Raw genomic sequence first — 18,544 nt, 5'->3', positions numbered from 1 at the left:
GGCTCGCATGTCTGTGCACAGGGTGGCGCGCAGGTGGAGATTGCACAAGGGCCGCCACTCCGACTTCGGCCACGCGTTGAGCCGGGGTATCGTGAATCATGGGCACTGTTGGCCCCCCGACTGTTATCAGGGAAGGTCTGCTGTGAGCTTTACCGCACCCATTCAACTGCCCGGCCTGACGCTCGACCCGCAGTGGTTCAGGCGCTCAGTGTTCTACGAAGTCATGGTGCGGTCGTTCGTCGACAGCAACGGAGACGGGGCCGGCGACCTCGCGGGCCTGGTCTCGAAGCTCGACTACCTGCAGTGGCTCGGCATCGACGGCCTGTGGCTTCCCCCATTCTTCGACTCGCCGCTGCGAGACGGTGGGTACGACATCTCGGACTACCGCAAGATCCTGCCGGAGTTCGGGTCGATCGACGAGTTCCGTGACCTGGTCACCAAGGCGCACGAACGAAACATGCGAATCGTGATCGACCTTCCCCTGAACCACACCTCTGACGCCCACGACTGGTTCCAGCAGTCGCGCTCCGACCCGGAGGGTCCGTACGGCGACTTCTACGTGTGGAGCGACACCGACAAGAAGTACGAAGACATCCGCATCATCTTCGTCGACACCGAGGAGTCGAACTGGACGTTCGACCCTGTGCGGCGACAGTTCTTCTGGCACCGGTTCTTCTCCCACCAGCCCGACCTCAACTTCGAGAACCCAGCGGTTCATGAGGCGATGTTCGACACCGTTCGGTTCTGGCTTGACCTGGGTGTCGACGGGTTCCGGCTCGACGCGATCCCCTACCTCTACGAGTCGGAGGAGGGAAACGGCGAAGGTGAGCCGAAGACGCACGAGTTCGTCGCAAAGCTCCGCAAGATGGTCGATCGCGAATACCCCGGACGGATCATGATCGCTGAGGCCAACCAGTGGCCCCGTGAGGTCGCTGCATTCTTCGGCACAGAAGAAGATCCGGAATGCCACATGGCCTTCGATTTCCCGGTCATGCCAAGGATTTTCTACTCTCTGCGCTCGCAGACCGCTGGCGAGCTCATCCGCGTGCTCTCCGAGGTGCCCGAGATCCCTGATGGGGCCGGCTGGGGCGTGTTCCTCAGGAACCACGATGAGCTCACGCTCGAGATGGTGTCGGAGGAGTATCGGCAGGCGATGTACGGCTGGTACGCCTACGACCCACGCATGCGGGCCAACATCGGCATCAGACGCAGACTCGCACCGCTGCTCGACAATTCGCGAGCCGAGCTGGAGTTGGCGCACGCTCTGTTGTTCTCGCTCGCCGGCAGCCCGTTCCTGTACTACGGCGACGAGATCGGTATGGGGGACAACATCTGGCTGCCCGACCGTGATTCTTCGCGCACGCCCATGCAGTGGACCCCTGACCGCAACGCAGGGTTCTCCACAGCAGACCCGGGCAAGCTGTTCCTGCCGGTGGTGCAGTCGCTGGTGTACAACTACTCCTTGGTCAACGTCGAGTCCCAGCTTGCCCAGTCGAGGTCCATGCTGCACTGGGTCAGAAACGTCATCCACGTGCGCAAGGCACATCCAGCGTTCGGCCTCGGAGACCTGAAGATCGCTCCGACGAACCACGAGTCGGTCATGGCTTTCGTTCGCTCGTACGCCGGTGCGAACACCCAGTGGGGTGACGCACCCGAGCGCATTCTCTGTGTCTTCAGTTTTGCCCACAATCCGGTTTCTGTGACTATCGACCTTGCCGATTTTGCCGGCCGCGGGCTCTCCGACCTCTTCGGTGGAGGGGAGTTCCCCACCATCAGTGCAGAGGGTACGGTGACGCTCACACTGGCCACGCAGAGCTTCTACTGGCTTCACATCGGGCAACCGGCGACGGAACAGGTGTTCTAGGAGATCCGTTTCGAATTCATCCGGGGGCACGGGACCAGCGAATCCGTGGCGCGCGGGAAGGCATGACGACCGACCGTCGGTGGGTCGTCGTAGAGTCAGATCGTGCCCACATCAACGCAGCCCCTCGCCGTGACCCTCTTCGACCTGGAGCCTGCAGAGATCCTGCCCCACGGCAGGCACGTGCTCGTCGATCGGCCCGAGGCGCCGTCGGTTCCCCTCGTTTCGTCGCCAGGGGCCGCGTCAACTGACAGTTGCACACCTGCCAGTGTGAGCACCATCCTTCGTCCGGGGCCGGCGTGGTCGCACCGCCTTGCGGTCTTCGACCTCGAGACCACCGGAATCGACGTCGAAACCAGTCGCATCGTCACGGCCAACGTCAGCATCATCGATCACGACGGCGTGTGTCTCTCGCGCCTCGACTGGATGGCCGACCCGGGCATCCCGATACCCGCACAGGCCTCGGCCGTACACGGGGTGAGCACCGAGCGCGCGGTGGCAGAGGGTCGCCCCGCAGCCGAGGTCATCACCGAAGTCGTTGCCGCCCTCGCCGACGCTGTCAACGAGGGCCTGTCGATCGTCATCTACAACGCCCCCTACGACCTGACCCTCCTCGATCGCGAGGCAAAACGCTACGGAATCAGGCCCTTGGGCGAGCCGTCCGCGGTTGTCGATCCCCTCGTGATCGACAAGGCGCTCGACCGCTACCGAAAAGGCAAGCGCACTCTCGAAGCAGCTGCTCTCTTCTACGGAGTCGAGCTGCTCGATGCACACGACGCCGGTGCCGACGCGATCGCGGCGGGGCGTGTGGCACAGGCCCTGGCCCTTCGCTACGGGGTAGAGCTCGACGTGTCCCAGGCCGAACTGCATCGCTCGCAGGCCCAGTGGTTCAGCGAACAGGCGACCAGCTTCCAGGACTACATGCGCCGCACCAAAGATCCGACGTTCACCGCCCGCACCGCGTGGCCGCTCGGCTGATTGCAGCGCTCCCCCATGCCGCGAGTCGCATCCCTGAGAACCAGCTGCGGCAGATTCTGCCGGGCGGGATTGGTCGTTGCAGTGGTCACGCTCTGTGCAGGATGCGGTCTCGTTCCCGATGAGACTCCGACGCCCACCGCATCCACAGCACCATCCCCTGCCACAACGACTTCGACCCCCGACAGTCCGGTCACAAGCGAGTCTCCTTTGCCGACGTCGTCTCCCCTGCCGTCACCAGCTGCGCCATCGCCGAACCTCCCGGCCCCGACGACCAAGGCCACCGACGCCCCAGCGAATTGACGTGTGAAACTGGGCAGTCGCGACACCACGGACTTTTGCGGATGGCACGCACAGAAGGCGACCGGCCGAAGCCGATCGCCTTCTGTGAAGAGAATTTCTGGGTTACTTGCCGAAGCCCTTGTAGCGGCTGTTGAACTTCTCAACGCGACCGGCCGAGTCGAGGATGCGCTGCTTGCCCGTGTAGAACGGGTGCGATTCGCTCGAGATCTCGACGTCGATCACCGGGTAGGTGTTGCCGTCTTCCCATTCGATCGTCTTCTGGCTCGTCACCGTTGAACGAGTGAGGAACGTTGCTCCCGAAGCCAGGTCGCGAAAGACGACGGGCAGGTAGTCGGGGTGGGTGTCGGTCTTCATAGTGATTCCTTGGATACTGCGTGGGGTGAGGGGTGAATTGAACGAAAAGTCATGGCTCGAGGGCCAGCTGTAAAGCTTATCAGATGTGGCGCCGCACTCAACCCGCAGCGCGGGCTGAATAACGCCCGTCTGATTCGGTGAGAACGATGGGGAGTCCGAAGGTCGCTTCGAGGTTCTCTGCCGTGAGAGCTTCGGCGAGAGTGCCGGCGGCGACGATCGATGCCTTGGAGATCAAAAGCACGTGGGTGAACCCGCGGGGAATCTCCTCGACGTGGTGCGTGACCATCACGATGGCGGGGGCTGAGGGGGCGCTGGCATAACCGCCGAGCAATTGCAGGAGCTCTTCGCGTGCCCCGAGGTCGAGGCTCGCGGCGGGCTCATCCAGCAGCAGCAGTTCGGGGTCGGTCATGACCGAGCGGGCGATCTGTACACGCTTCTGCTCGCCATCACTGAGTGAACCGAAGCGACGCTCTTCGAGGTGGTCGAGTCGCCATTCCGCGAGCACACGCTGTGCGCGGCGGAGGTCGATCTCGTCATACTGCTCGTTCCAGCGCCCGGTGACTGAGTACGCGGCGGTCAGAACGACGTTCAGCACGGTCTCGTCGGCGGGGAATCGCTTAGCCATTGCAGACGACGCAAAACCGACCCGCGGGCGCAACTCGAAGACGTCGACCCTGCCCATGCGCGAATCCAGGATCTGAGCAGTGCCGGAACTGGGGTGAACCATCGCAGAGGCCAGTTGCAGCAGTGTGGTCTTACCCGCGCCGTTCGGCCCGAGAATCACCCACCGTTGGTCTGCTTCGACCCTCCAGTTGATGTCGTCGAGGATGCGATTGCCATTGCGGACGACCGACACGTCTGTGAGGTCAAGAACTGTGGGCATAGCGACAAGCCTATCTGGCACAGCTGCGGCAACAGCTCACAACAGGCTGCGGTAGATGCGTTCGGTCTCTTCCGCGATCTGTTTCCAGCTGAAGATGCTCTCAGCGCGAAGTCGGCCAGCGGCACCCATCATCCGTGCAGAATCGGGGTCAACCAGAACCTCACGGAGGGTGCCCGCGAGGTCGCGCACGAAACGCTCCGGGTCGACCGGGGTGCCTGTGCCGTCGCTCAGCTGCTCGATGGGCACGAGTCGTCCTGTGACGCCATCGTCGACGACCTCAGGAATGCCGCCCGTCGCTGTTCCGACGACAGGTAGCGCGCACGCCATGGCCTCCAGGTTGACGATTCCGAGCGGTTCGTACACCGACGGGCACACGAAGACCGTCGCGCTCGAGAGCACAGCTGAGAGGTCGTGTTGGCTCAGCAGTTCGGGAATCCAGACCACGCCAGAGCGCTCCTCCTGAAGTGCCCGCACGCCTGCAGTGACCTCGGCCATGATCTCCGGAGTATCAGGCGCACCCGCGCAGAGGATCAGCTGCACGTCCGCCGGCAATTGCTGGGCCGCGCGAAGAAGATACGGCAGGCCCTTCTGGCGCGTGATGCGGCCGACGAAGACCACGGATGGCCGTGAGACGTCGATTCCCCAGCGCTGAAGCACCTCGGGGTCGTGCACTGGCTTCCACTTCTCGAGGTCGATGCCATTGTAGACGACGCTCACCCGGTCTTCGGGGATCCCCGGGTACGAGCGGAGGATGTCGTTCCGCATGCCTCCACTCACGGCGATCACAGAATCGGCACTCTCGAATGCGTTCTTCTCGATCCAGCTCGACACGCGGTAGCCGCCGCCGAGCTGTTCGGCCTTCCAGGGTCGGAGTGGCTCGAGTGAGTGAGCAGTGACGACGTGCGGGATGCCGTGCAGCATCGACCCCAGCTGGCCGGCTGCGTTGGCGTACCACGTGTGGGAGTGCACGACATCCGCACCTGCCAAGTCGTTGGCGATCTGCAGGTCGACGCCCAGGGTGGAGAGCGTGGGGTTCGCACCGACTAGTTCCGTCGGTGTCTGGTAGGAGAACACCCCGCCTTCACTGCGCGGGGCGCCGAAGGCGCGCACGATCACGTCGATGTTCACACGGAGGGCTTTGACCAGTTCGGCGACGTGCACCCCCGCCCCGCCATAGACCTCTGGTGGATATTCTCTGGAAATCACATCGACGCGCACAGCCATGAACCTAGTACGGAACATCACAGGAGTACAGGTCCGTGTTCATGCTCTTCTGCCGTGTCGCGGGTGTCCTATTGTTGAGCTATGGCTGCATCAAAGAAGATTTTCGGCATCGTTCTCGCTGGTGGCGAAGGTAAGAGGCTCATGCCCCTGACCGCAGACCGAGCGAAGCCCGGTGTCCCGTTCGGTGGCGGTTACCGCCTGATCGACTTCGCACTGTCGAACCTCATCAATTCGGGGCTGACGAAGATCGTTGTGCTGACCCAGTACAAATCGCACAGTCTCGACCGCCACATTTCGCAGACGTGGCGGCTCTCCGGCCTCCTCGACTCCTACGTTGCCTCTGTACCTGCCCAGCAGCGCCTCGGCAAGCGCTGGTTCAGTGGCTCGGCCGACGCCATTCTGCAGAGCCTCAACCTGATTCGCGACGAGATGCCCGACATCGTGGTCGTCGTCGGTGCTGACCACGTCTATCGCATGGACTTCGCGCAGATGATCCGGGCGCACGTCGCGTCGGGTGCCAGCGCCTCCGTCGCCGCGATCCGCCAGCCGATGGAGCTCTCCGACCAGTTCGGCATCATCCAGACTGACCCCGAAAAGCCCGGTTTCATCTCCGAATTCCTCGAGAAGCCGAAGGTCGCCGTCGGCATCGCCGACTCCCCCGGAGAGGTGCTGGCCTCGATGGGTAACTACGTGTTCAACACCGACGCTCTCATTGAGGCTGTCATCAGAGACGGCGAGAAGCCCAACTCGAATCACGACATGGGCGGGGACATCATCCCGGACTTCGTTTCGAGGGGTGAGGCCGTTGTCTACGACCTCTCTGACAACGAGGTTCCCGGTGCCACAGACCGTGACCGCTACTACTGGCGCGACGTGGGCACGATCGAGTCGTTCTACGACGCCCACCAGGACCTCATCTCGGCGCTGCCGGTCTTCAATCTTTACAACAGCGAGTGGCCGATCTACACGCAGCAGCTCAACTCGCCGCCTGCGAAATTCGTTCGCGACGCGAAGGGCAACAGCGGCACGACGATCGAGTCGATCGTCTCGCTCGGCTGCCTCATCTCGGGCGCCCGCATCGAGCGCAGTGTTCTCGGCCCCTGGGTCACCATCGAGTCGAGCGCCCTCGTTCAAGACGCGGTGCTGTTCGACCGCGTGCACATCGAGCCTGACGCGGTCGTGCGCCGCGCTATTCTGGACAAGAACGTGGTTGTCGCTGCCGGGGCCATGATCGGAATCGACCACGCTCGCGACCGCGAACGTGGCTTCACCGTGACAGAAACCGGCATCACCGTGGTCGGCAAGGGAGTTCGCGTAGAACCATGAGTGAGAACCTGCTGATTCCGGATGCTCGCACCCCCCTTCAGCAGGCGCCCTCACTCCCCGGCTCCGCGCCCGCAGGCGCAAGCCCGCGGTTCCTCGTGGTGCTCGATGTCGACTCCACGCTGATCGAGAATGAGGTCATCGAGCTTCTGGCAGCCTGCGCAGGCAGGCTCAGCGAAGTTGCCGAGGTGACCGAGCGTGCGATGGCCGGCGAGCTCGACTTCGAAGCGAGCCTGCGTGCACGCGTGGCGACACTGGCCGGACTGTCGACCTCGTGTTTTGCCGAGGTGGCGGCAGAAATCCGCGTCACCGACGGCGTTGCTGAGCTCATCGCGGCCCTGCACGCGGCCGGCGGGCTGGTCGGCGTCGTCTCCGGCGGATTCCACGAACTCGTCGACGGTGTCGCCGAATCTCTCGGTCTCGATTTCTGGAGCGCCAACCGGCTCGAGGTGGTCGACGGCGCTCTTACCGGGCAGGTGGTCGGCCCGGTGATCGATGCACAGGCCAAGGCCGATTCGCTCGAAACGTGGGCCCGGGCCTCCGGAATCCCGCTCAGTCAGACCGTGGCCGTCGGAGATGGCGCAAACGATCTGCTGATGATGGAGGTTGCGGGGCTGAGCGTGGCGTTCTGCGCCCGGCCAGTTGTGCGGGCATCGGCGAACCTCGCCATCGACACCCGCGATCTCTCGCAGCTCCTCCCCCTGCTGGGTCTCCGCGGCTGACCCCATGCTGGTTGAGTAGCGAAGCGTATCGAAACCCTCTCGAGAATGGTTTCGATACTCGTCGCCCTGCGACGCTACTCAACCGGCGGCTGTCGTCAGTGACCCATACCGAGGCCGCCGTCGACGGGGATGACCGCACCCGAGATGTACGCAGCGTCGTCTGAGGCGAGCCACGTCACCACCCGCGCGACTTCTGTCGGCGTAGCGAAGCGGCCCGCGGGGATGCTCTTCTTGTATTCGGTCTGCAGGGCATCCGAGAGCTCTGCCGTCATCTCGGTCTCGATGAACCCGGGCGCGACCACATTCGCGGTGATGCCACGGGCCCCGAGTTCGCGCGTCACCGAGCGAGCGAGGCCGACAAGGCCGGCCTTCGACGACGAGTAGTTGACCTGGCCAGCAGATCCATAGAGGCCGACCACGCTCGAGATCAGGATGATGCGGCCGAAGCGTGCCTTGAGCATGCCCTTCGACGACCTCTTCACGACGCGGAACGCCCCCGTCAGGTTGGCGTCGATGACAGCGGTGAAATCGGTCTCGCTCATGCGCATGAGCAGCGTGTCCCTGGTGATGCCAGCGTTCGCGACGACGACCTCGACCGGGCCGAGGGCTGCTTCGACCTCGGTGAATGCAGCGTCGATCGAGGCCGAGTCGGTCACGTCGGCACGTACCGTGAGAGTCCCGGCAGGCCCTTCACCTGAGCGCGCGGTCACAGCGACCCGGTGGCCCTGGGCGACGAATTCCGAGGCGATCGCGTAGCCGATTCCGCGGTTGCCCCCCGTGATGAGAACGGTGCGGGGAGTGAAAGTCGTGGTGCTCATGCGTTCTCTTCTCTTCGCTGTCAACCCAGTCGTTTTCCTGAGTCGCAACCCAGCATACGAGACTCCTACAGAGCGTAGAATCGGATGATCCTCCTCTCGAAGTGGCAGCCACAATGAAGCATGAGCAGCAGCAGTCGATCACGTCACTCCCCCAGTCACCGGCAGAGGAGCGGCATGGCCGCATGATCCGGTACTCGGTTGCCATGGGCATCCGGTTGCTGTGCCTTGCAGGCCTGCTCTTTGTTCAGGGCTGGTGGTTGCTGGTGCTCGGTGTGGCGGCCGTGGTTCTGCCGTGGTTCGCTGTCGTCATCGCCAACACGGGCTCGAACACGCCCGGCACGATGCAGCCTCCTGGCGGCACCGTGGTTCCGTATGGCCAGCCTCCCCTGCAGCGCGGCGGCCGGGAAACCGGTGGTCGGCCCGAGTGATGTCGATGCTCGGCCTGGGAGCGCCGCCCGGTTTACGCGAGTGCTCGCGAGCGGGCTGCCGGTCTGAGGCGACGTACTCGATCGGGTGGCGCAACCCCCGCATCCACTCCGAAGACCGCGTGAAGGTCTGGGTGGCCTGCGGCGAGCATGTCGGGTACCTGAGCGAGTTTCTCCGTGCACGTGACTTTCCCGTCACCGTCACAGATCTTCAGGCAGCCCAGTCATGATCGAGGAGCGGGCGACGATCGCTGAACGCCGGGCTGAAGTCGAACCGCGACGAGGTGTAGAGCTCGCACAACCTGTCGCGCGCCCACGTGGCCCGGTCGCCGTCTACGACACGGTCACCGAAGGGATGGGCGGGTGGCAGTTTCTGCGAACAGGTCGGTGGTTCGGGTTCATCGCCGCGACGATTCTGTTTGCGATCCTCTGCGTTTTTCTCGCGAACTGGCAATGGGAGCGTGGACAACAGGCTTCCGCAGACAACGACATCGTCGCCGCCAATTTCGCTGCAGACCCCGTACCGATCGAGACGGCGTTGCCGACCCTCGCTTCGTACGACGCCAGCCAGAACTGGCAGCGAGTCTCTGTCTCGGGCATCTATCGTGCAGACGACGAACTCGTCGTGCGCAACCGATCGAACGAAGGCGCCAACGGTTTCGAAGTGATCACTCCCCTCGAGCTCAGCGACGGCTCGGTGTTGATGGTCGACCGCGGCTGGGTAGCCCCCTCGCCTGACGACTCCCTGGCTCCCGGCACGATACCGAACCCGGCGTCGGGTTCGGTGAATCTCGTGGTGCAGCTGAGGCCGAGCGAGGCGCCCCTGGGGAGCGTTACCCCGACAGGAAACCAGATCGGGTCGATCACGTTGCCTCGCGTTCAGCAGGCCATCGGCGGGAACGTCTATGTCGGGGCGTACGGAGTGCTCGACAGCCCATCGGCTGCAGTGGATGCAGGGCTGGCGTCGACACAGACGACCATGCCCACCGAAGACGTCGGCTTGCACTATTCGTATATGGTGCAGTGGTTGTCCTTCGCACTGCTCGGGTTCGGGGTTCTCGGCTTCGCGATTCGCAAGGAGTACCGCCGGCTCAACTCCGACGATCCTGACGAGCGGGCGCGGGCCACCGAGCGGGTGCGCAAGCGTGCACGCAAGGCATTCACCGACGAGGAACTCGAAGACGAGGCGATCGATGGTTACCTCCCTCTCACTCGGTGGGGCATCGCAGGCAGCAGCGCTGCGGCAACATCGGCGTCGCGTGGTGCCCTTACGGGCGAGCGGGCTGGCCTCGACGCCGAGGGTGCGACGGGAGCCCTGGCACCGGCATCCTCCGCTGCGCCGGAGATCTACGTGATCGAAGCGAAGCCCGCTGAGGGCGACGATGAGTCGGACATCAGAGACTGAACCACCGACGAAATCAGCCAGATGGGCAGTGCCCGGCCCTAGGCGAGCTCGATGAGGTCCTGGTATTCCTTGTTCCAGTGGTCCTCGACGCCGTCAGGAAGGATGAGCACACGCTCGGGGTTCAGCGCCATGACAGCGCCCTCGTCGTGGCTGACCAGAACCACTGCTCCGGCATAGTTTGCCAGGGCATCCAGAATCTCTTCACGGGAGGCCGGGTCGAGGTTGTTTGTGGGCTCGTCGAGCAGAAGCACGTTGGCACCCGAGACGACGATCATTGCCAGGGCAAGGCGCGTCTTCTCGCCTCCGGATAGCACGCCGGCCAGTTTGTGCGAGTCGTCGCCGGTGAAGAGGAAGGAGCCGAGCACACGCCGGGCCTCCGTCTCGGTGAGGTTCGGGGACGACGAGACCATGTTCTGCAACACCGAGCGCTTGACGTCGATGGTCTCGTGTTCCTGCGCGTAGTAACCGATGCGCAGGCCGAACCCGGGCTCGACCTGGCCGGTGTCTGGCTTGTCGATTCCGGCGAGAATGCGGAGCAGCGTGGTCTTGCCGGCACCGTTGAAGCCGAGGATGACCACCTTCGAGCCGCGGTCGATCGCGAGGTCGACGGCGGTGAAGATCTCGAGCGATCCGTAGCTCTTCGACAGGTCGCTCGCCATGAGCGGAGTGCGGCCACAGGCAACCGGGTCGGGGAACCGCAGCTTGGCGACGCGGTCGACCACGCGGGTCTCGTCGAGGCCCGAGAGCATCTTCTCGGCGCGACGAACCATCTGGTGGGCGGCGGCGGCCTTCGAGGCCTTGGCTCCGAACCTGGCGGCCTGCATCTGCAGGACGCCAGCCTTCTTCTCGACGTTGACACGCTCCTTCTTGCGGCGCTCTTCGTCACTCGCACGTTGGCGGAGGTAGTTCTTCCAGCCCATGTTGTAGATGTCGATGACCGTGCGGTTCGCGTCGAGGTAGAAGACCCTGTTGACGGTTTCTTCGACGAGCGCCACGTCGTGGCTGATCACGATCAGGCCGCCCTGGAAGTTCTTGAGGAACTCGCGGAGCCACACAACGGAGTCGGCGTCGAGGTGGTTTGTCGGCTCGTCGAGCAGCATCGTGTCTGCACCCGAGAACAGGATTCGGGCAAGCTCGATGCGGCGACGTTGTCCGCCCGAGAGCGTCGACAGCGGCTGGTCGAGGATGTGGTCGGGCAGGCTCAGGTTCGACGCGATCGAGGCCGCTTCAGCCTCGGCTGAATACCCGCCGAGGGCGTTGAATCGATCATCCAGATTGCCGTAACGCTTCATGGCCTTGTCGACGACCTTGGGATCTGATGACGACATGTCGAGCTGGGCCTGCTGCATCTGTAGGACGATCTGGCCGAGGTCGCGGGCATCGAGAATGCGGGTGCGCGCCAGGTCTTCGGGGTTGCCCGAGCGCGGGTCTTGCGGCAGGTAGCCGATCTGGCCGGACATGTCGATACGGCCGCCATCGGGCTTCAACTCACCGGCCAGGGTTTTCGTGAGTGTGGTCTTGCCGGCGCCGTTCCGGCCCACCAGCCCGATCTTGTCACCGGCAGAGACGCGAAAGTTCACGTCAGACATCAGAACGCGGGCGCCAACTCGGAGCTCAAGATCATGCACACTGAGCACAGGAGTAGTCCAATTCTTTTGTCGCGTTGCCGCAACGGGGGTGGGGGGATGTCACCCTAGTATAAATCGGGAGTCGGACTTGTTATTCCTGCTCGGGGCGGATGCGTCTTGTACCGTTGCCCGGAGCGTTGACTGAGGCGGTGCCTCAGGCTCAGATCGAGTAGTCGAATCCTTCCTTCTCTGGCAGGGGTTCAGTACCCCAGAAGGCCCCGTGAAGCCCGACGGACTGAAAATATGCCTTCGCTTCGGACGGTTCACGTCGGGCATACGGACTGCCGAGCCGGCCTTCGTACCAGTGTTCCGCCAGGCGCCAGAGAGTCGCGAGGTCGAAGACAGACCCGCGTTCGTTGCCCGTCGCCAGCAGCCACCGGTCGATGCATTCCTCACCGCAGAAGATTCGTTGGTTGGCGCAGGTGTGCACGACATCGTCCCAGATACGAGCCGTCGGCACGAGGAAGTGCGCGAGCTGCTCGCCCGCGGGTGGAGCCACGGTGCCGACGATCCAGGCATGGGCAGCTCCGCAACCGGGGCATGTCGTAGCGACGAGAACCGAAGGCTCATCGAGTATGAGGTGTGGAATGGCGAAGGAATCCCAGGCGCATCCGCCCCACCAGAGAGTCTCTCTTCCCATCACCGAGAACCCGAGGTTCACCGAGCAGAAGGGATGCGCCAGAACGACCTCTCCCCGATCGTCAACGGCAATGTGGCGTTGTTCCTGAAGCTCGTTCATCGCACTGTCGATCGCGGCGGGTGGAACCACCAGTTGCGCGGACATCTGCTGGCGAGAGGGGCAGACCCCCGTCGACGCGAAGCCGTGATAGATCATCAGACGTGTGAGTTCGGCGATGTCTGTCAAGTGATTCCTCACGTCAAGTTCTCCGTTGGATGAACGAATTTACGTCCACGCACCAGAATCACATATTAGTGAGCTATTTTCAATAGCTACAGCCTCGCTGCGAGCTGCGGCAACAAACCCCCTATTTCACCATTGCCGGGATTCTGCGGCCGCGAGGCCATTGAATTCAGATGGAGAAGCCGAGGGCCCGCATCATGTCGCGGCCGTCGTCGGTGATCTTGTCGGGGCCCCACGGCGGCATCCAGACCCAGTTGATGCGAAAGGCCTCCACGACGCCGTCAAGCGCCTCGGCGGTCTGCTCTTCGAGAACGTCGGTCAACGGGCATCCGGCGCTCGTGAGGGTCATGCTGATGACGAGCGCGTCGTTCTCGTCATCCCAGCCGAGGTCGTAGATGAGCCCGAGGTCGACGACATTGATGCCGAGCTCCGGGTCCATGACGTCTTTGAGTGCCTCTTCGACCTGGTCGAATTTGGCAGGCTCGAGTGTGGTGACCATAGAAAAAGTCTACGCTCTCTGAACTGTTAGAGGGCCGGTGCCGAGATGGAGGCGGCGTCAGCGGCCGCCGCGTCGGCCGCGATGGCCTCGGCATTTGCGGCGACGTAGACGTCGTAACCCTCGTTCTCGAGCTGCACGGCGAGCTCGGGGCCGCCCGACTCGACAACACGACCGGCCACGAAGACGTGCACGAAATCGGGGGTGATGTACTTGAGGATGCGGTTGTAGTGCGTGATGAGAAGCACCCCGAGGTCGGTGTTCTCCTTGGCGCGGTTCACACCCTCAGAAACGATCTTGAGCGCGTCGACGTCGAGGCCGGAGTCGGTCTCGTCGAGAACGGCGAACTTCGGCTTCAGCAGTTCGAGCTGCAGGATCTCGTTGCGCTTCTTCTCGCCACCAGAGAAACCCTCGTTGACGTTGCGCTCGGCGAATGTCTTGTCCATGCGCAGGGCTTCCATCGAGTTGCGAACGTCTTTGACCCAGGTGCGGATGGGCGGCGCAGTGCCGTCGATCGCCGTCTTGGCGGTGCGCAGGAAGTTCGTGACGGTGACGCCGGGGATCTCAACCGGGTACTGCATCGCGAGAAAGAGGCCGGCGCGGGCGCGGGCATCGACGGTGAGTTCGGTCATCTCCTCGCCATCGAGCGTGATCGAACCACTCGTGATCCGGTATTTAGGATGACCGGCGATCGCATACGCGAGCGTCGACTTGCCCGAGCCGTTCGGCCCCATGATCGCGTGCGTCTCGCCCTGGTTGATGGTGAGGTTGACGCCGCGCAGGATCTCTTTCGAGCCCTGCTCGGTCTCGACACTCACGTGCAGGTCGCGGATTTCAAGTACAGACATGTCTAGGCGTTTTCTTTTGTCGTTGTCGGGTCGATGACCGACGTGGGGTCGATGTAGATGTCTCCGTCGATGATGCTGAGCTCATAGACGGGAACTGGCTCGTAGGCCGGCAAGGTGAGCGGGCGACCGGTCTTCAGGGAGAACTTCGAGCCGTGGGCCCAGCATTCGAGCGTATCGTCTTCGACGAAGCCCTCCGCCAGCGAGATGTCGCCGTGGGTGCAGGTGTCGCCGATGGCGAAGCACTCCCCCGCCGAATCCTTCACCAGGGCGATGGCGACGCCGTCGATCTCGACGCGCAGCGCTTCGTTCGCATTGAGTTCTTCGAGCGAACAGATCTTCACTGCGGCCATCAGAGAGCACCATCGTTTTCGTTCAAAGTGACGGGTGCCGAGCCGGCGACCCCGGTGAGTTCGGCCTCGACGGCCTGCGTGAGCTGCTCCTCGAGCGCCGGTGAACCGATCTGCTGGATGATCTCGGCGAGGAAGCCACGAACGACGAGTCGTCTCGCCTCTTCTTCGGTGATTCCCCGTGACTGCAAGTAGAACAGTTGCTCGTCGTCGAAGCGGCCAGTCGAACTGGCGTGACCGGCGCCGAGGATGTTGCCGGTCTCGATCTCGAGGTTCGGGATCGAGTCGGCGCGTGTGCCTTCGCTGAGCACGAGGTTGCGGTTCTCCTCGTAGCTGTCGGTGCCGTTCGCGCTCTGGCGGATCAGCACGTCGCCAACCCAGACCGAGTGCGCGCCCTCGCCCTGTAGTGCGCCTTTGTATTTGACGCGGCTCCGCGAGTTCTCGGCCTCGTGGTCGATGTAGACGCGCTGCTCGAGGTGCTGGCCGGCGTCGGCGAAGTAGAGGCCGTAGGCCTCTGTTGCGCTGCCCTGGCCAGAGAGATGGATGCTCGGATTCACCCTCACGATCGACCCCCCGAGCGAGACCACGACGTGGCGGAGGCTGGCATCGCGGCCGACCTGCGCGAAGTGGCTGGCGAGGTGGGCTGCGGAGTCGTTCCAGCGCTGCACGCTCACCACGGTGAGGTGAGCACCCTCGCCGACCACGATCTCGACGTTCTCTGCCAGGCGGGCGTCGCCGGAGTTCTCGAGGATGACGTGACCGCGGCTGTTCGGGGCCGCGGTGATGACGGTGTGAGCGGCGCGGGGCGTCGCTCCGAGTGAATCCCTGGTGACGACGAGCTCGGCGCCAGGCTCTTCGCCGGTCACATCGATCGCGAGGGCCTGGTCGAAGGCAGACCACGCATTCGCGCTGGCCTTGTCTTCGGGGAGCCCTGCGCTGCCGATGCGGCGGTCGGTGCGGTCGACCCACGAGACTGTGAAGCCGTCGACGTCAATCGTCTCCGAGGTGCCGACGGTCGAGCCGTCGAGAGCGCCGGAGATCAAGTCGGAAACCACCCTGATCGGCGTGAGCTTCCAGTCGACCTCGTGGCCGGTGGGGTCGTCGAAGTCGGTGACCTTCGCCGAGGCGTAGCGCTCGGAGCGGGTCTGAACGGGTCGTTCCTGCCAGGCGCCGTCGGTGTGCGACCTCGACCCGATCGGCTCACCGCGGTGGCCACCGGGAGTACGGACCACCTCGTTCACGGCAACGCTTTCGGGCGCAGTTGTATCAGCTGGTGCTGCGGTGGTCATTAACCTACTGACCCTTCCATGCCCATTTCGATGAGCTTGTTGAGTTCGAGAGCATATTCCATCGGCAGTTCACGGGCGATGGGTTCGATGAAGCCGCGAACGATCATCGCCATGGCCTCATCTTCGGGCAGACCCCGGCTCATGAGGTAGAAGAGCTGCTCTTCGCTGACCCGGGAAACTGTTGCTTCGTGGCCGAGTTGTACATCATCCACCCGGATGTCGATCGCGGGGTACGTGTCAGAGCGTGACTGAGTGTCGACAAGCAGAGCGTCGCACCGTACGGTGTTGGCCGAGTGGTGCGCGTTCTCGGCGACCCTGACCTCGCCGCGGTAGCCCGCCCGACCACCGCCGCGGGCGATCGACTTCGAGACGATCGACGACTGGGTGTACGGCGCCATGTGGATCATCTTCGCGCCGGCGTCCTGGTGCTGCCCGGGGCCCGCGAAGGCAACGGAGAGCGTCTCGCCCTTGGCGTGCTCGCCGACCAGGTAGATCGACGGGTACTTCATGGTGACCTTCGAGCCGATGTTGCCGTCGATCCACTCCATGGTGGCGCCCTCGTGCGCGATCGCGCGCTTGGTGACCAGGTTGTAGACGTTGTTCGACCAGTTCTGGATCGTCGTGTAGCGAACGCGGGCGTTCTTCTTCACGATGATCTCGACCACGGCCGAGTGCAGAGAGTCGCTCTTGTAGATGGGAGCCGTGCAGCCCTCGATGTAGTGAACATACGAGCCCTCGTCGGCGATGATCAGCGTGCGCTCGAACTGGCCCATGTTCTCGGTGTTGATTCGGAAGTAGGCCTGCAGCGGAATCTCGACGTGCACATTCTTCGGCACATAGACGAACGAACCACCCGACCAGACGGCGGTGTTGAGCGCCGCGAATTTGTTGTCACCGCTCGGGATGACCGTTCCGAAGTACTCGTCGAAGAATTCCGGATGCTCGCGCAGGGCGGTATCGGTATCCATGAAGATGACCCCCTGTGCTTCGAGGTCTTCGCGGATGGTGTGGTACACCACTTCGGATTCGTACTGGGCGGCCACGCCGGAGACGAGGCGCTGGCGCTCCGCCTCGGGGATGCCGAGCTTCTCGTACGTGTTCTTGATGTCGTCGGGCAGGTCTTCCCAGGTCTGGGCCTGCTTCTCCGTTGAACGCACGAAGTACTTGATGTTGTCGAAGTCGATGCCGGAAAGGTCTGCTCCCCACGTCGGCATCGGTTTGCGTTCGAAGATCGAGAGCGCCTTGAGGCGGGTCTTGAGCATCCATTCCGGTTCGCTCTTCAGCGTCGAGATGCCCGTGACGACCTCAGGAGAGATACCGCGCTTTGCGATCGCTCCGGCGGCGTCAGAGTCGGACCACCCGAACTCGTACACCCCCAGGTTCTGAAGTTCTGGCCGGTCGATGAGTACGTCTGTCATGACTTTCTCCCTTCCTTACTGCACTTACAACGTGTCACGATCCTTCACCATTCCGCGAGGAATTCCCGGGAGACCTGAACGGCCTTGAAGCTGATTACACGAAGCGTAGAACTCGCAGGCTCTGTACCTAGAATGAATCCGAGTAGTCGCAGCATCGTTGCCGCCTCGTGTGATTGGCCTCAAGCGTCAGCTGGTGCGGATTCTTGACTCTTCAAGTGTATCTGCCTGTGAGGTTGCAGTGACGAGTCGGGCGGGGCATTCGCAGCTATTCACAGACCAGTCGATGTGCCGGGCGCGATAGTGAGGCGCTCGAACGCACCGCCCAGAAGCTAAGGAACTATCTCTCCCGTGAAACGCCTCTACCAGTGGCTTCCCACCTCCGTCGACCGGCGCGTGCGGATGCTCGCCTGGGCTTCGCTGGCCGTGCAGATCATCCTTGTCGGCACAGGAGGGGCCGTTCGGCTCACCGGTTCGGGCCTCGGCTGCCCCACGTGGCCGCAGTGCACCGATGGGTCGTTCGTGTCGACGCCGGAGATGGGCGTGCACGGCATCATCGAGTTCACGAACCGGCTCTTGACCTTCGTGATCGTTGTGATATCGATACTGGTGTTCGTCGCCGTACTGAGAATCCGGCACTCTCGTCGCGACCTGTTCGTGCTCACGCTGCTGCAGGGCCTGTCGATCCCGCTCCAGGCAGTGGTCGGAGGGATCACCGTGCTCACGGGGCTCAACCCCTACATTGTGGGCATCCATTTCGTGATTTCGATCGGGCTCGTCGTCGTGACGACGATGCTCGTGTACAGGGTGTACTACGGCCCGAGAAGCGCTGCTGCGATCGCGAAGGCCGATGCGGGCGCCCTCGACGCCCGCTCCAGTGCGTTGGTCGGGTCGCTGGCTCCGACAGGCGCGGGGTCCCCGCTCGTTCTCGTCGTTCCAGCGTGGTATCTCCTCGTGTCGAAGGTCACGGCAGTGTTCGTGGGGATCACGGTGGTGGTGGGCATCCTGACCACAGGATCGGGGCCGCATGCCGGAGACGCAGCGACACCGCGCAACGGGCTGAACACCGACGTGATGGAGCACATCCACAGCTATCCGGCGTACGTCACCTTCGCCCTGACCCTCATCCTGGTCATCGCAGGCCTCGTGTTGCGGCTCCCCCGCCGCTGGCCGCTGACCCTGCTGCTCATCGAGGTGGCTCAGATCGCTGTTGGCCTGACACAGTCCCGTCTCGGTCTTCCTCCCGCGCTCGTCGTGACCCACATGATCCTCGCTGCGACCCTCGTCGCCGCCCTGACCGCCACCCTCCTCTCTCAGCGCCGCCGCGTGTGACCCCATCGACTTGCCCCGTCCTGTCGGCGCCCAC

19 protein-coding genes are annotated in these 18,544 nt (G+C 63.4%); 8 read left to right on the top strand and 11 right to left on the bottom strand.

The annotated features are described in order from the left end of the window. The first annotated feature begins 142 nt into the window (after nt 1-142). Complete coding sequence (treS, locus tag JOE66_RS09550; protein WP_205108887.1) at nt 143-1,864, top strand: maltose alpha-D-glucosyltransferase; 1,722 nt, start codon at nt 143-145, stop codon at nt 1,862-1,864. Between the two features lie 102 nt (nt 1,865-1,966). After that, nucleotides 1,967-2,839, top strand: a complete 873-nt coding sequence (locus tag JOE66_RS09545) for an exonuclease domain-containing protein (protein WP_307827137.1) — start codon at nt 1,967-1,969, stop codon at nt 2,837-2,839. 402 nt (nt 2,840-3,241) lie between these two features. Here JOE66_RS09545 and JOE66_RS09540 read toward each other — a convergent pair whose 3' ends face one another. The 3 genes from JOE66_RS09540 to glgA all read right to left on the bottom strand — a co-directional run bounded on the left by JOE66_RS09540 (nt 3,242) and on the right by glgA (nt 5,594). Further along, nucleotides 3,242-3,493: a type B 50S ribosomal protein L31 gene (locus tag JOE66_RS09540; RefSeq protein WP_188679140.1), complete on the bottom strand. Its 252-nt coding sequence runs from the start codon at nt 3,491-3,493 to the stop codon at nt 3,242-3,244. 97 nt (nt 3,494-3,590) lie between these two features. After that, nucleotides 3,591-4,376: an ABC transporter ATP-binding protein gene (locus tag JOE66_RS09535; protein ID WP_205108884.1), complete on the bottom strand. Its 786-nt coding sequence runs from the start codon at nt 4,374-4,376 to the stop codon at nt 3,591-3,593. Nucleotides 4,377-4,412: 36 nt separating this feature from the next. Beyond that, nucleotides 4,413-5,594: a glycogen synthase gene (glgA, locus tag JOE66_RS09530; protein WP_205111823.1), complete on the bottom strand. Its 1,182-nt coding sequence runs from the start codon at nt 5,592-5,594 to the stop codon at nt 4,413-4,415. Between the two features lie 87 nt (nt 5,595-5,681). On the opposite strand from glgA, the gene JOE66_RS09525 reads away from it, so the two are divergent. Together JOE66_RS09525 and serB are read left to right on the top strand one after the other, a co-directional pair. Then, nucleotides 5,682-6,926, top strand: coding sequence for a glucose-1-phosphate adenylyltransferase (locus JOE66_RS09525; protein ID WP_205108872.1), 1,245 nt, complete (start codon nt 5,682-5,684; stop codon nt 6,924-6,926). After that, entirely contained in the window at nt 6,923-7,645 is a 723-nt protein-coding gene (gene serB, locus JOE66_RS09520; RefSeq protein WP_205108870.1) for a phosphoserine phosphatase SerB, read from the top strand. Before JOE66_RS09525 ends, serB begins: the two co-directional genes overlap by 4 nt. 95 nt (nt 7,646-7,740) lie before the next feature. On the opposite strand, the gene fabG is transcribed toward serB, so the two are convergent. Then, nucleotides 7,741-8,463, bottom strand: a complete 723-nt coding sequence (gene fabG / locus JOE66_RS09515) for a 3-oxoacyl-ACP reductase FabG (RefSeq protein WP_205108868.1) — start codon at nt 8,461-8,463, stop codon at nt 7,741-7,743. A 113-nt stretch (nt 8,464-8,576) separates the two neighbouring features. Between fabG and JOE66_RS09510 the strand changes: the two genes are divergently transcribed. From JOE66_RS09510 to JOE66_RS09500, 3 genes are read left to right on the top strand one after another with little or no spacing between them, the layout of a single operon-like run. Continuing rightward, nucleotides 8,577-8,891: a DUF3099 domain-containing protein gene (locus tag JOE66_RS09510; RefSeq protein ID WP_205108866.1), complete on the top strand. Its 315-nt coding sequence runs from the start codon at nt 8,577-8,579 to the stop codon at nt 8,889-8,891. A 5-nt stretch (nt 8,892-8,896) separates the two neighbouring features. Beyond that, entirely contained in the window at nt 8,897-9,118 is a 222-nt protein-coding gene (locus JOE66_RS09505) for a hypothetical protein (protein WP_372435486.1), read from the top strand. Beyond that, nucleotides 9,115-10,293, top strand: a complete 1,179-nt coding sequence (locus JOE66_RS09500; RefSeq protein WP_205108864.1) for an SURF1 family cytochrome oxidase biogenesis protein — start codon at nt 9,115-9,117, stop codon at nt 10,291-10,293. Before JOE66_RS09505 ends, JOE66_RS09500 begins: the two co-directional genes overlap by 4 nt. 38 nt (nt 10,294-10,331) lie before the next feature. Here the strand turns inward: JOE66_RS09500 and JOE66_RS09495 are convergent, their stop codons facing one another. From JOE66_RS09495 to sufB, 7 genes are all read right to left on the bottom strand, one after another. Continuing rightward, the gene (locus tag JOE66_RS09495) at nt 10,332-11,930 is read right to left on the bottom strand and encodes an ABC-F family ATP-binding cassette domain-containing protein (protein ID WP_205108862.1); all 1,599 of its coding nucleotides are present in this window, start codon (nt 11,928-11,930) and stop codon (nt 10,332-10,334) included. Between the two features lie 151 nt (nt 11,931-12,081). Beyond that, nucleotides 12,082-12,786: an organomercurial lyase gene (gene merB, locus JOE66_RS09490; RefSeq protein ID WP_205108860.1), complete on the bottom strand. Its 705-nt coding sequence runs from the start codon at nt 12,784-12,786 to the stop codon at nt 12,082-12,084. A 166-nt stretch (nt 12,787-12,952) separates the two neighbouring features. Then, on the bottom strand, nt 12,953-13,282 hold the full coding sequence (locus JOE66_RS09485) for a metal-sulfur cluster assembly factor (protein WP_205108858.1): 330 nt from the start codon (nt 13,280-13,282) through the stop codon (nt 12,953-12,955). Nucleotides 13,283-13,308: 26 nt separating this feature from the next. Continuing rightward, nucleotides 13,309-14,127 (bottom strand): Fe-S cluster assembly ATPase SufC, encoded by an 819-nt coding sequence (gene sufC, locus JOE66_RS09480; RefSeq protein ID WP_205108856.1) that lies wholly within the window; start codon nt 14,125-14,127, stop codon nt 13,309-13,311. Nucleotides 14,128-14,129: 2 nt separating this feature from the next. Then, nucleotides 14,130-14,477 (bottom strand): non-heme iron oxygenase ferredoxin subunit, encoded by a 348-nt coding sequence (locus JOE66_RS09475; protein WP_205108854.1) that lies wholly within the window; start codon nt 14,475-14,477, stop codon nt 14,130-14,132. Next, a complete protein-coding gene (gene sufD / locus JOE66_RS09470; RefSeq protein ID WP_205108852.1) occupies nt 14,477-15,763 on the bottom strand; it encodes a Fe-S cluster assembly protein SufD in 1,287 nt (428 codons plus the stop codon). The genes JOE66_RS09475 and sufD overlap by 1 nt, the downstream gene beginning before the upstream one ends. Next, nucleotides 15,763-17,181, bottom strand: a complete 1,419-nt coding sequence (gene sufB / locus JOE66_RS09465; protein WP_205108850.1) for a Fe-S cluster assembly protein SufB — start codon at nt 17,179-17,181, stop codon at nt 15,763-15,765. The genes sufD and sufB overlap by 1 nt, the downstream gene beginning before the upstream one ends. A 348-nt stretch (nt 17,182-17,529) precedes the next feature. Between sufB and JOE66_RS09460 the strand changes: the two genes are divergently transcribed. Beyond that, complete coding sequence (locus JOE66_RS09460) at nt 17,530-18,510, top strand: COX15/CtaA family protein (RefSeq protein ID WP_307827136.1); 981 nt, start codon at nt 17,530-17,532, stop codon at nt 18,508-18,510. Nucleotides 18,511-18,544 lie beyond the last annotated feature (34 nt).

Origin of the sequence: Subtercola frigoramans, assembly GCF_016907385.1 — a bacterium.
Classification (GTDB): domain Bacteria; phylum Actinomycetota; class Actinomycetes; order Actinomycetales; family Microbacteriaceae; genus Subtercola; species Subtercola frigoramans.
The sequence above is the reverse complement of the archived record's forward strand: the minus strand, read 5'-3'. Positions and strand labels throughout refer to the sequence as shown.